The organism is Photorhabdus sp. RM96S (assembly GCF_042879335.1).
In the GTDB taxonomy this organism is placed as follows: Bacteria; Pseudomonadota; Gammaproteobacteria; order Enterobacterales; family Enterobacteriaceae; genus Photorhabdus; species Photorhabdus kayaii.
In genome coordinates, this window is record NZ_JBHFKT010000067.1 from 1 (window position 1) to 11,539 (window position 11,539).

Annotated in this window: 14 protein-coding genes and 1 pseudogene; 1 reads left to right on the forward strand and 14 read right to left on the reverse strand. The window is 40.7% G+C overall.

Annotation, left to right across the window (positions count from 1 at the left end):
* Nucleotides 1–221 precede the first annotated feature (221 nt).
* From ACGF49_RS23275 to ati1, 3 genes and pseudogenes are all read right to left on the reverse strand, one after another.
* Nucleotides 222–515 (reverse strand): annotated as a pseudogene (locus ACGF49_RS23275) (IS1-like element transposase); the annotation flags it as partial.
* Nucleotides 516–695: 180 nt separating this feature from the next.
* Nucleotides 696–2,189 (reverse strand): VPA0450 family T3SS effector inositol phosphatase, encoded by a 1,494-nt coding sequence (locus ACGF49_RS23280; protein ID WP_113041690.1) that lies wholly within the window; start codon nt 2,187–2,189, stop codon nt 696–698.
* A gap of 42 nt (nt 2,190–2,231) precedes the next feature.
* On the reverse strand, nt 2,232–2,681 hold the full coding sequence (gene ati1, locus ACGF49_RS23285) for an Ati1 family type III secretion system chaperone (RefSeq protein ID WP_011148685.1): 450 nt from the start codon (nt 2,679–2,681) through the stop codon (nt 2,232–2,234).
* 387 nt (nt 2,682–3,068) lie between these two features.
* On the opposite strand from ati1, the gene ACGF49_RS23290 reads away from it, so the two are divergent.
* Nucleotides 3,069–4,337 (forward strand): IS4 family transposase, encoded by a 1,269-nt coding sequence (locus ACGF49_RS23290; protein WP_113041689.1) that lies wholly within the window; start codon nt 3,069–3,071, stop codon nt 4,335–4,337.
* 51 nt (nt 4,338–4,388) lie between these two features.
* Here ACGF49_RS23290 and ACGF49_RS23295 read toward each other — a convergent pair whose 3' ends face one another.
* From ACGF49_RS23295 to tssI, 11 genes are all read right to left on the reverse strand, one after another.
* A complete protein-coding gene (locus ACGF49_RS23295) occupies nt 4,389–5,123 on the reverse strand; it encodes an immunity 52 family protein (protein WP_011148684.1) in 735 nt (244 codons plus the stop codon).
* 26 nt (nt 5,124–5,149) lie between these two features.
* On the reverse strand, nt 5,150–5,776 hold the full coding sequence (locus ACGF49_RS23300) for a restriction endonuclease fold toxin 5 domain-containing protein (protein ID WP_113041687.1): 627 nt from the start codon (nt 5,774–5,776) through the stop codon (nt 5,150–5,152).
* Between the two features lie 163 nt (nt 5,777–5,939).
* A complete protein-coding gene (locus ACGF49_RS23305; RefSeq protein ID WP_113041686.1) occupies nt 5,940–6,203 on the reverse strand; it encodes a PAAR domain-containing protein in 264 nt (87 codons plus the stop codon).
* A gap of 2 nt (nt 6,204–6,205) precedes the next feature.
* A complete protein-coding gene (locus ACGF49_RS23310) occupies nt 6,206–6,940 on the reverse strand; it encodes an immunity 52 family protein (protein ID WP_113041685.1) in 735 nt (244 codons plus the stop codon).
* 48 nt (nt 6,941–6,988) lie between these two features.
* A complete protein-coding gene (locus tag ACGF49_RS23315) occupies nt 6,989–7,621 on the reverse strand; it encodes a restriction endonuclease fold toxin 5 domain-containing protein (RefSeq protein WP_113041684.1) in 633 nt (210 codons plus the stop codon).
* 163 nt (nt 7,622–7,784) lie between these two features.
* Nucleotides 7,785–8,048: a PAAR domain-containing protein gene (locus tag ACGF49_RS23320; RefSeq protein ID WP_113041683.1), complete on the reverse strand. Its 264-nt coding sequence runs from the start codon at nt 8,046–8,048 to the stop codon at nt 7,785–7,787.
* Nucleotides 8,049–8,050: 2 nt separating this feature from the next.
* Complete coding sequence (locus ACGF49_RS23325; protein WP_113041682.1) at nt 8,051–8,776, reverse strand: immunity 52 family protein; 726 nt, start codon at nt 8,774–8,776, stop codon at nt 8,051–8,053.
* A 27-nt stretch (nt 8,777–8,803) separates the two neighbouring features.
* Nucleotides 8,804–9,406: a restriction endonuclease fold toxin 5 domain-containing protein gene (locus tag ACGF49_RS23330; RefSeq protein ID WP_113041681.1), complete on the reverse strand. Its 603-nt coding sequence runs from the start codon at nt 9,404–9,406 to the stop codon at nt 8,804–8,806.
* A 1-nt stretch (nt 9,407) separates the two neighbouring features.
* The gene (locus ACGF49_RS23335) at nt 9,408–9,752 is read right to left on the reverse strand and encodes a hypothetical protein (protein ID WP_112894311.1); all 345 of its coding nucleotides are present in this window, start codon (nt 9,750–9,752) and stop codon (nt 9,408–9,410) included.
* 2 nt (nt 9,753–9,754) lie between these two features.
* On the reverse strand, nt 9,755–10,246 hold the full coding sequence (locus ACGF49_RS23340; RefSeq protein WP_113041680.1) for a DUF4123 domain-containing protein: 492 nt from the start codon (nt 10,244–10,246) through the stop codon (nt 9,755–9,757).
* Nucleotides 10,243–11,539 (reverse strand): type VI secretion system tip protein TssI/VgrG (gene tssI / locus ACGF49_RS23345; protein WP_387493012.1); only part of this gene is annotated, 1,297 nt, incomplete at its 5' end. The genes tssI and ACGF49_RS23340, both read right to left, overlap by 4 nt.

Here is an 11,539-nt window from a genome sequence, read left to right on the forward strand (position 1 = left end):
TAACGCCCTGACGGGCGATTGAATCGGGTCAATGAGGAAAATGAGTTGTATTATGATTCGTAATGAAAGGAACAAACCCCATTATTTTCAATGGGGTTTGTCAGCGGTCTGAACCACCCGCTATGCGGGTGGTTATGATTTGCTGTTTGATGTATGTTATTCATAGAAATTTTATCGCTCAAAGCTGCTCGTAAAATCTTCATTCCAATCGGTAGTTACTTGCCTTGGTGCGATTTTTTTAAGGCGTGCAGGACGGTGTTAATGCCAATCTTGAGGACACGAGCGGTGTCACGGACACCCGAGCCGTTGAACGCTATATCGACAATCTTCTCTTTGACGCCAGGTTTGCGAGCTTCATAGGTGTAGGTGAGCTGAAAAACATGGGGACAGGCTGGGCAACGATAGCGAACGTGACCGGCAGGGGTCTTACCGTGGCGATATGCGCGGTCGGAGTGGCAACGAGGACAGTGAACGGTGATGGATGCTATGAAGTGCTGAGTCTCAAAAGCACCCATCATACCGCTTCAACCGATCGGAGGCATCACCCGATTAAGGTAGAATCGCCTTCGTTATGTTCGAGCTGATTAGTATGCCAATTTTTCAATTTAGCATACTTTTTTCGGGATAAACGCCCTTTCAAAAACTGACCACTCTTTGCTTTTAATATCTAACAGAGAGCAATTGTTAGATTGCTATTAGAGGTTGGCAACGAATTGTTTATTAAATTCAGCATTCACTTTATCACTGAGAAGTTCGTACTTTTCACTCAATGCAATTTGCTGCGTTTGTAGTTGAGCTGGGTTTTTAACAAGATCAGATGCGTGAAGTTGACCCATCTCTTCCATAAAGCCGCTAGTTAACTGACTGAAGAGTGCATCTTTACCGATAATAAAACTCGAAAAGTTCTCTTTTACGAACTCTTGTTCATTGGGACTTAAGCTTTCTAAACCCAGACGTGCCTGGTTAGCGGAAGTGACATCGTCAAACGTCGCGTTAGCTGGATCAGTACCAGGCTTTAGGTACGCCGCGTCATTTTTGAAGTCACCAGCATTTTGAGTCATCGCGTTTTCTATGAGTTTTTGAGAGAAACTTCTTACCTCAAACGTAGACTGCACTGGTTTGTGGTCACTGACATTCACAAATCCATCAGTGATCACACTGGTTTCATGGTTCTGTAAGTTACCCGTTTTGTTGGTTAAACCAGTATTATCGAGCTCACCGAAATCAGGGCGATCTCGACCTTCTTTCTGTTTAATATTGCCAGTGTGCTTATCAAGCTGCATGTAAGTATGGCTATCGAGTGGTTTGAACTTAAAGCCATGTTTTGCTAAATGCGTATCATCGTGTGCAATTGGGTCGTACAGCACATCAGAGCCTTCAGCAACACGCTTCTCACGTTCATTGAGATCGCCGGTGATCAGAACCTCTTCATTCGGTTTGATCCCCTCCATCAACTTGTTTCCTTCGAATTCACGCTTTACTTCTTTGTTAGAATCCAAGTGCGCGGAAATCACGTTTAAAGCTTGGCCATTGATCTCTAAAGCGGTTTTCACCCCCCCTTTGTTACCAGTGATACCCATGAAGAATGCCATGGATCGTCCACCGATACCGTGACGATACTCAGACTCTTTTTTCACGTTAATATCGACGCCATCTTTAGCAAAAACAGACATAGAAGTATAACTAACACCTTCACCAAGACCTTTGGTCATTACTTTCATTTTGTTTTGGCTAAGGAGGTTCATGCCATCGAGTTCTAGGTCGTTAGCAAGCAATTTAGACTCTTGTTCAGCAAACAAGACCACATCATAATCACCTTTTTGGATCAGATTCTGGAAGTAGTTCTTAGTCTCTTCCGGCATCTTTTGGTTAGCCTGGTTGTAGGTTAATGTTAAGACCTTAACGTTGCCGCTGTTCTCTTTTTTGTGCAGCTGTTGGTTCATCAGATTCAGTTTTAAATCACTGTTTTTCGATGAATCTGTATTGCTAAAGAAGCGGTTAAAAAAGCTGCGATTCTCTTTTTGTTTTAGGCTAACTTCACCATCACTGTTTTTAGTAACGCGGTATTCTTTACCAAATACAGAGCCAAACTTAACCGTATCACCTTCTTTCGCATTGGTTTTGATATTTTGAATATCCACGAAGTCTAAACTACCTCTGTGCTGACTATTAATTTGAATTGTTGACATAAATTAACCTCATATTATAAATAGGGGTGTTCGTTGCAGGGATTAAATAAAAATCCCGACAGGTAGTTTTTCTGGGATCGTTTCTGCGTTATTCGTTTGTTCAATAAAATGGTGCCATTGCTCCATTTTTTCTAACAGTTGCTGAAAGATGTTTTGCACATAATTTTGAGGCTTATTTGATAGAGAAATAATCTTATAAATCGTTAATCTACGGCTATCAGGCATTAAGCCAATACCAAAGCCACCTCTAAAAGGTTCTAGCGCGTGTTCACCGATCGCGACTGCAATCGCTTCTGGAAGAGGCGTTGGTAATTCAACTGGACTGGTCAGAGATATGTGTAAATTAATGGTTGTTTCATTCTTAAATATGGTTAAGAAAAGTGCCTCACCATGGTCATTAGTATCGAATGATAACTCACATTGAAATAATCCATTTTCATCGAAATCGGCACCGTTACCTAAAAATCTGATACTTTCCTGATAGATATCCATTGTGTTCCTTCTATATATTATTTTTTGATGGTTATTCTTCTTAGTAAGAAGGATTATAAAGACGAGGGAATTGTATGATATTAAGTACAGGCGGATTTTTTTATTCTTCCATATGAAAGGTTAAATCTATGGTCACCCTCGTTTTTGCAACACTAATTTTGATGAATTTTGAGCTTGCTTAAATCTATCCGGCGTCACTATAGGCAAGGATGCCTGCGCCTCGATGAGTTCCGCGCCTGATGTTCCTAAAAAACCACTCGGCTTTAATAAGCCATCTTCATAAACAGGATCTTTAGCGGCAACCTGTTATTTTAGATAGAAAAAAGGCTTTATTTATGATCTGATAATTGTCGCCAAACAAAATACCGAGATCAGAGAATAAAGCCGATGACAATTATCTCCACAAAACCTCAGTTAATGCAATTCTTCAGTGACACTTTTCTTGAAAAAACGGCCCGCAGATGTGGCTTTATGGAGCGGTTCAGAAATATTGGGCCACAGTCTCTGGTTCTCAGTTTGATAGCCGCGTTGAGCAAAGGAAACTGCACTTCCATCGCTGACTTGCACCGGCAGTTTAACGGCATGTGCCTGAGTGAAAAACACACTGTCGCCTATAAACCCTTCCATAATCAGTTGCGTAAAAGCACCTTCGCCGATTTTATGAAGACACTGGTGACATTCGCCATGGTTCAATTGATTGAAAACGTTCTGCCGCCCTTACCCAAAAAATTTGAGCAGTTTGACGATATCCTCTTGCAGGATGGCGGCTCATTCAACGTTCATCCCGATTTAGCGGGGGTTTTCCCCTGCCGCTTCAGCCCATTGAAGGCAGCGGTTGAGTGCCATATGACCCTGTCTTTGTTCAGCCAATCACCCATCGCCATGACGGTGACCGCAGACACGGCATCTGAGCGGGCTTATCTACCAGCTCCCCATACCTTACGCAATAAATTGCTGCTGGCGGATGCCGGTTATGTGGATTTCGGGTACTTTGAACAACTTTCCTTGTCCAGTGATTCATTTATCGTGCGGGGAAGCCAATCGCTTAATCCCCTGATTGTCAGTGCCCGCAATGGACAGGGGCGACAATTACCGACACTGGCGGGCAAAAAACTCAGGGACATCAGCCGCAAAAATAACCGCGATGAGGTACTGGATTTCACCTGTCGGCGTGGCCGATTCGAATTTCGGATCATCCGGCGTTGGTTCGCGCAGGAAAAGCGCTTCTGTTTTGGGCTCACCAACCTGCCGCCATCCGACTTTACCGCAGATGACATCATGGCGCTCTATCGCTGTCGCTGGCAGGTCAAACTGCTGTTCAAGGAATTAAAATCCCACACCAACCGGACAGGCTTTGCGACCGGTCAGAAAGCGATAGCGGAAGGACTCATCTGGGCAAGTCTGCTGGCGTTGATAGTCCGGCGCAGTCTGGCGAGACGGTTTTTGCCTTCAGTCTCCTTTCTCAAGGCAGCCAAAAATGTTGATGTCTGGTTGTTGCCGATATTGGGCGCGATTATTCATCATGCCGGGTCGGAAATAGAACACCATCTGGATTGGGCCCTGAAATATCTCTCCAAAAACGCGTTGAAGTTGCCTCAAAGAAAATCCAATAAAGACAATACGTTGGAGGGTATTGTCGAGAGGCTTAATGCTTAAGGTTCAGTGTATGAGGTCGTTTTAATCGGATAGCTGCTTTGCTTGTTATATTTATATCTCTGTTATCAGAGGTAATATTTGTAGATCCCGCAAGCAGATTTCAATATCATTGGCTTTATTGATATGTTCTTGATTTTCAATATCAAAAATATCTTTTGTCGTAATAATCAATGAGCCTTTTTTGTTATTTTTATCAGAAATAGATATTATTTCTTCCGCCATTGGAACTAAAGTCGGATCTATTTCAATTGGTAAGTAGAGCATCCAACCGGCGTAAACCCTATCTGGAAAAACTTGTTTTTGTTTTAACGAGTAACCTCTTGTATCTACTAACATAAATGGAGAGTTTCGAATCGATATTGAATTTTTTAAAAGCTCAATAATATCTTGAAAATTAAATTTATCTTTATCTAAATTGATGCTTATAGATATATTAGTTTTACCTAATCTAACAGGATTAACATGGATTTTATCTTCACCCATATATAGAATACTGTTGTTGTTCTCATCTACTCCATCAGATAATGATTTCACAATAAATCCAGAGTTTTCATCATAAGTTTCTTTAAAATCTTCTATAGCATATTTAGTAGGTCCATTTTCATCAAATGCATTATTTTTTAATCTCTCTTCTTGAGTATAACCAGGTAAATACCAACCACTTTTTCTAGTTGTTAACTTATTTATCTTGCATGTAATTTGATATAAATCAAGTAATGCATTTTCAGGAGTTAAAGCCTCATTTAAGTCATGGAATAATTTTATTCTTGAAAAGATCATTGACATTTTTAATTCTCCTTTTGTGAGAATGATTAAAGTTTAGTGTTAAATACCGTAATGTTAGGAAACATAGAAAATGCCGTAAGAAAGTATTCATAAGATATTGGTTCTAGAAAGTGCCAATGGGATTTTGGAATATTATCTAATGTCTCGCACACTAAGTTCTGCCTCCTAGCCTGATTAATCATACTGTCATATCCAGACATTTTTCCCTTTAACTTTATATTTTTATAAAAGTCATTAGGTTCTCCATCTTTGAAAAATTGATCATATTTAGCTTTGGCCTCAAGAAATAAGCATTGTGCAGGTTTCCAACCATCGAAATTTGTATCCATGCATAACCAGGTTTCAATTAGGTTTAATTCAGGGTTGTATATCGTCCCGGCAATTTTTGTTTGGTAGGCAATGGTTATTTCTGAATACGATGTGGTCTTTTCCCAAACCATTGTAACGTTGCCAATTGCCGGACATTTCTCACATTCGGTGCGGGACGAAGCAATTGTTTGTGTATCCGCTTTTGCCTTGTCTTGTTCACCTTCTTTATCTTTGGTGCTTTCCATCACACCAACGGCGGCTAATCCTGTTGCACAAGCAGCCAGTGTCCATTCAGCCGCCGTTAAAAGAGCGGGAGCCGCTGGCGCAAGAAGTAGTAATGGCATGTCCATTTCTCCTTTTCAATAAATGATCCATGACTCGCAAATAATCACGGTATTTTTCTCGGCTCTCCATTTTACCGGATTAATGTATTAGCCCGGTACAATGGAGAAGACAAGCGCAGCGCGTCAGTGTTGTCTTAAATAGGCCAAAGTGATTGTTGTCTCATTAAGCGAGAAAATCTTTCTGGCTGGCAATCAGTTTTGCACCACATGCTGTATGCATACCTTCTAATGCGACAGGTTTTCCCTGATGCTTTAAGTCATTACTACCTTCCACAATAGGGAAAACCCCTTTGCACTTAGGGCAGTTTACTAAATCACCTTTAGCGGCAACAGGTACGCCTTGATACACGTAATTATCAATGGCGGTAATGACTTGACCACCATGATCGGTTAGGTCGTTTAATCGGATTACGGCTCTGTTTGTCATATTTATAACTCTGTCATCAATGGTAGTATTTGTAAATCCCGTAAACATATTTCAATATCATTGGCTTTATTGATATGATCTTGATTTTCAATATCAAAAATATCTTTTGTCGTAATAATCAATGAGCCTTTTTTGTTATTTTTATCAGAAATAGATATTATTTCTTCTGCCATTGGAACTAAAGTCGGATCTATTTCTATTGGTAAATAGAGCATCCAACCTGCACTTATTCGGTCTGGAAATACTTGCTTTTTTTTCAATCTATATCCTCGTGTTTCAGTCATAACGATTGGAGAATTACGAGTAGATGCTAAAGCTTTAACAAACTCTATAATAGTTTGAATCTTAAATTTTTCTTTCACTAAGTTAAGATCAATAGATATATTTGTTTTCCCTAGTCTATTATTGTAAATTACATCACTGCTTTGATAAAAAATTCTATTTTTAAGTTCAATATCACCTGGGATATCAAATAAAGTAGCTATAAGATATTTTGCATCTTTATCATAATTTTCTGTAAGCTGGCTTATAGCATATTCAGTAAAACCAGTATCAGTAAATACATTATTTTCCTCTATTTCCTCTAAACTATATCCTGGTAAATGCCAATAACTTGGGTTACTACTAATATTATTTATTTTCTGCATTATCTGATATGCATCCCTTAACGCCAATTCAGGTGTTATTGGCTCATTAAGGTCGTGAAACAATTTTATTCTTGGATGTATTAAACTCATAATCATTAATCCTGTTTGAAATTTTCAGCAATAGTTATAGGCTTTTGATCAACTCATTGGCGTATGAAATGTTTTAATGTTAGTAAAAGGAACAAACATTTCAGAAAAATATTCATAAGATATAGGCTGCAAAAAATGCCAATGAGACTTTGGAATATTATTCAATCCTATGCATACCCTATTTTGTCTTTCTGCTTGCCAAATTGTACTTTCTGCCCCTGTTTTGCTGGTAGGTGTTTTTCTAAACTCACCAAAAATCCAATCTGGTTCACCATTCTTAAAAAACTGATCATATTTAGCTTTGGCCTCAAGAAATAAGCATTGTGCAGGTTTCCAACCATCGAAATTTGTATCCATGCATAACCAGGTTTCAATTAGGTTTAATTCAGGGTTGTATATCGTCCCGGCAATTTTTGTTTGGTAGGCAATGGTTATTTCTGAATACGATGTGGTCTTTTCCCAAACCATCGCAACGTTGCCAATTGCCGGACATTTCTTACATTCGGTACGGGACGAAGCAATTGTTTGTGTATCCGCTTTTGCCTTGTCTTGTTCACCTTCTTTATCTTTGGTGCTTTCCATCACACCAACGGCGGCTAATCCTGTTGCACAAGCAGCCAGTGTCCATGCAGCCGCAGCTAAAAGAGCGGGGGCCGCTGGCGCAAGAAGTGGTAATGGCATGTTAATTTCTCCTTTTCAATAAATGATCCATGACTCGCAAATAATCACGGTATTTTTCTCGGCTCTCTATTTTACCGGATTAATGTATTAGCCCGGTAAAACGGAGAAGACAAGCGCAGCGCGTCAGTGTTGCCTTAAATAGGCCAAAATGATTGTCGTCTCATTAAGCGAGAAAATCTTTCTGACTGGCAATCAGTTTTGCGCCACAGGCTGTTTGCATACCTTCCAATGCAATAGGTTTTCCCTGATGCTTTAAGTCATTGCTACCTTCTACAATAGGGAAAACCCCTTTGCACTTAGGGCAGTTGACTAAATCACCTTTAGCGGCAACAGGCACGCCTTGATACATGTAATTATCAATGGCGGTAATGACTTTACCACCATGATCGGTTAGATCGTTTAATCGTATTACGGCTTTGTTTGTCATATTTATAACTCTGTCATCAATGGTAGTATTTGTAGATCCCGCAAGCAGATTTCAATATCATTGGCTTTATTGATATGTTTCTTGTTTTCAATATCAAAGATATCTTTTGTAGTGATAATCAATGAGCCTTTTTTGTCATTTTTATCAGAAACAGGTGTTATCTCTTCTGCCATTGGAACTAAAGTCAGATCTATTTCTATTGGTAAATAGAGCATCCAGCCGGCACTTAAACGATCTGGGAAGACCTGTTTTCTTTTTATTCTATAATTATCAGTTTCTACCATAATATAAGGTGAATTATGGCTATAAACCAGAAACTTGATAAAATCAATCAACTTAATAAAGTGAAACTCTTTTTCTTTAATGGATATATTAATCTCTATTTTTGTTTGGCCTTGTCTTTCAACATGATAATTAAAGTAACTAACTGAACATGCTTGCCCATCCTCGCCTCCATCCCAGACGCCTGATATAACCTTAGGATCTTCTTCCGTATAATTTTCTTTAAAGTCGCTTATACATTCGTCTGTTATTCCTCTCTCATCAAAAGCTACCCGAGTTAATGCTTCTTCGCGGCTATTTCCTCCTAAGTACCATATTTTAGTGTATCCAAAGAAGATATCTTCCAATTGTTTTACGATTTTATAGGTATCATTAACTGCAATGTCTGGCGTTAATGGCTTTTTCCAATCTGTATATATTTCTATGTCTAAAGATAAAATAGTCATTAATTTTTCCTATTAGAAATTATTCGGTTAACAAGGAGTATGAAATACTTTAATATTGGAATAAATAGATAATTTCTCTAAATAATAGGCGTAGCTTATATGTTGCATAAAATGCCAATGAGAATTTGGTGTACTGTTTAATGAAGTACACACCCATTGTTGTCTTTTTCCTTGTTTTTGCATTGAGTAGTCTGACGATTTCCACCAAGGTTTGGGTTTACCATTTTCAAAGAACTGATCATACTTAGCCTTAGCCTCAAGAAATAAGCATTGTGCAGGTTTCCAACCATCAAAATTTGTATCCATGCATAACCAAGTTTCAATTATGTTTAATTCAGGGTTGTATATCGTCCCGGCAATTTTCGTTTGATAAGCAATTGTTATTTCTGAATACGATGTGGTTTTTTCCCAAACCATCATTACTTTCCCAATAGCCGGACATTTCTCACATTTGGTACGGGACGAAGCAATTGTTTTTGTATCCGCTTTTGCCTTGTCTTGCTCACCTTCTTTATCTTTGGTGCTTTCCATCACACCAACGGCGGCTAATCCCGCTGCACAAGCAGCCAGTGTCCATTCAGCAGCAGCTAAAAGAGCGGGAGCCGCTGGCGCAAGGAGTGGTAATGGCATATTAATTTCTCCTTTTTAATAAATTATCCATAACCCGCAAATAATCACGGTATTGTTGTTCCGGGCTATCCCCGGCGTTCAACATATTCTGGATTGCTGGCGAGCCGTGAAAATCACGGTTAAACGCAACGAAATATAAATAAGAGCGGATCAATGCTTCATCCTTGAACCCCACCTCAACCAAATCCAGATAAGCTTTCTTTAATCGTTCGTGTAGGCTGTGTTCGCTTTCATTTTCGACTAATTCACTGTGTTCAGCCAGAATACGTTGTCGGATCTGGGTCACATAAGCCTCATCTTCCGCATCAATAAATTTAGCGACCTGCTCCTTGCTGAGTTTTATCATCGTTAGGCCCCTTTTACGAAATGATCATTATTATCAAAAGAATACACCCACTCATGAATACCGTCAGTGAATGCCGACAATTGCTCTGGGCTGAAAATATCCCGAATTTGATGCAAAATGCGGGGATCGTGAAAACGCAGTAATGCCGTTTCCCCCGTTTCCAGCTCAACATTCAGGTAGTTTTCAAGGTGACGAGTCAGTTTGTCTAAAGACAGCGTGGTGTGTAGCCAGGATACCGAAGGTGCAGCCTTTTCCAGCGCAGATAACTTTTCTTCCCATGATTTCGCATAAGCCATATCAAACAACCACGGTCCCGCGAACGCAATTTTGGCATCCGGGTATTGCCGGAACAGGGGATTATTCATGCCGGCGATATACTTAATCTCCTCAGCAAAATGACGTTCATACTGTAGGCCGCTGACTAAGGCATACCATTTCATTTCGGGATGTGTTTCTCTGTATTCACTCCATTTTTTCTGTAATTCTGGTGTCATGACTGCCCCCTGATAACCATTGCCGTACCATTCAATTCTGCTTTCATCAGACAGGTCAGACAGATTTCTTTCAATGGTGTCGTCAGGGCTTTTTCTGCCTGCACGACACTGGTTTGTTTCAGTTTATCCAGCCTATCCGGTAGCTTGCCACCCCAGCCTGAGCCGCTGCCGGGTGATCCACTGCCGAAGTTAATGCTCGCACTGCTGGTAATACCGCCCGCATCGATTTTAAGGAAGTACCCGGCGGCCTGTAGGGTCAGTTCACTGCCGGCATCAATCACGACTTTAGCGCCGGAACTTAGGTGAATTTCATTGCCGCTTTGAGTTAACAGGGCGTCATCTGCCTTGATATGGAGTTTCTGCCCCGTAGATAGGGAAATGTCATTTCCCGTCTGTACGCGGTACTCATTATCAATGCGTAAATGGGCATCATGTTTAATATGATGTGTCCGGTTATGCCCAATATTGTGGGTTTCATCATTCAGAATCAGCGTATTCATATCCCGTTGAGCATGAATAAATACTTCTTCACTGCCGTTTTCATCCTCAAAACGTAATTCGTTAAAGCCATTACCTTTATGTGTTTTGGTTCTGAACGTGGTGCGCGTCTTTTCCGCAGGTAGATTCAGCGGTGGGCGGTTAAGGCCATTGTAAGTACATCCGGTAATAATAGGCCGGTCAATATCGCCGTTGAGATAGGAGATAATCACTTCCTGACCGACTCGCGGTGTTGCCAGAAAACCAAATCCGTTGCCATTCCACCCTTGTGCAACCCGCACCCAGCAAGAAGCCTGGTCGTCAGGCGCGTCATAACGGTTCCAGTGAAAGTGAACGCGAACCGCGCCATCTTTGTTGACGTAAATTTCTTCAGTGCCTGGCCCGACAACGGTTGCAATTTCATCGCCATCGGCCAATGGTTTATAGCGGTATGGGGGACGCCAATCGTTGCGGCCTGGAATGAACTGGGTGTGTGAATTCAGAGTGGTGCCGGTTCCGTTATCGCCTAAAACGGCGGGGACATGCCCCATGTGTTGGGAAGAGATGACTTGCCAGCGATCATTCATGGTGTCAATCGGGTGGTTGGTTAGTGTAAAAATTCTGCCGGGCATTAGTCGAATACAATTGCTGTCCGCTTGCCCTGATTTGCTGTCAGCACGCAAAGCTTCCAGCCGGTACTGGGTAAACGGAATGCCCTCTTTGTCTTTCTGAAAACGGCCGTAACTTTCAAAAATATGAAATGGCGTGCCGTTCTCCGCTTCAAAATCCGTGGCGTTATGCTGTAAAGCGTAATTG

Bases quoted from the DNA above. Each gene is read 5' to 3' on its own strand.
- ACGF49_RS23280 (WP_113041690.1), bottom strand. From the start codon at position 2,189: ATGTCAACAATTCAAATTAATAGTCAGCACAGAGGTAGTTTAGACTTC.
- ati1 (WP_011148685.1), bottom strand. From the start codon at position 2,681: ATGGATATCTATCAGGAAAGTATCAGATTTTTAGGTAACGGTGCCGAT.
- ACGF49_RS23290 (WP_113041689.1), top strand. From the start codon at position 3,069: ATGACAATTATCTCCACAAAACCTCAGTTAATGCAATTCTTCAGTGAC.
- ACGF49_RS23295 (WP_011148684.1), bottom strand. From the start codon at position 5,123: ATGTCAATGATCTTTTCAAGAATAAAATTATTCCATGACTTAAATGAG.
- ACGF49_RS23300 (WP_113041687.1), bottom strand. From the start codon at position 5,776: ATGCCATTACTACTTCTTGCGCCAGCGGCTCCCGCTCTTTTAACGGCG.
- ACGF49_RS23305 (WP_113041686.1), bottom strand. From the start codon at position 6,203: ATGACAAACAGAGCCGTAATCCGATTAAACGACCTAACCGATCATGGT.
- ACGF49_RS23310 (WP_113041685.1), bottom strand. From the start codon at position 6,940: ATGAGTTTAATACATCCAAGAATAAAATTGTTTCACGACCTTAATGAG.
- ACGF49_RS23315 (WP_113041684.1), bottom strand. From the start codon at position 7,621: ATGCCATTACCACTTCTTGCGCCAGCGGCCCCCGCTCTTTTAGCTGCG.
- ACGF49_RS23320 (WP_113041683.1), bottom strand. From the start codon at position 8,048: ATGACAAACAAAGCCGTAATACGATTAAACGATCTAACCGATCATGGT.
- ACGF49_RS23325 (WP_113041682.1), bottom strand. From the start codon at position 8,776: ATGACTATTTTATCTTTAGACATAGAAATATATACAGATTGGAAAAAG.
- ACGF49_RS23330 (WP_113041681.1), bottom strand. From the start codon at position 9,406: ATGCCATTACCACTCCTTGCGCCAGCGGCTCCCGCTCTTTTAGCTGCT.
- ACGF49_RS23335 (WP_112894311.1), bottom strand. From the start codon at position 9,752: ATGATAAAACTCAGCAAGGAGCAGGTCGCTAAATTTATTGATGCGGAA.
- ACGF49_RS23340 (WP_113041680.1), bottom strand. From the start codon at position 10,246: ATGACACCAGAATTACAGAAAAAATGGAGTGAATACAGAGAAACACAT.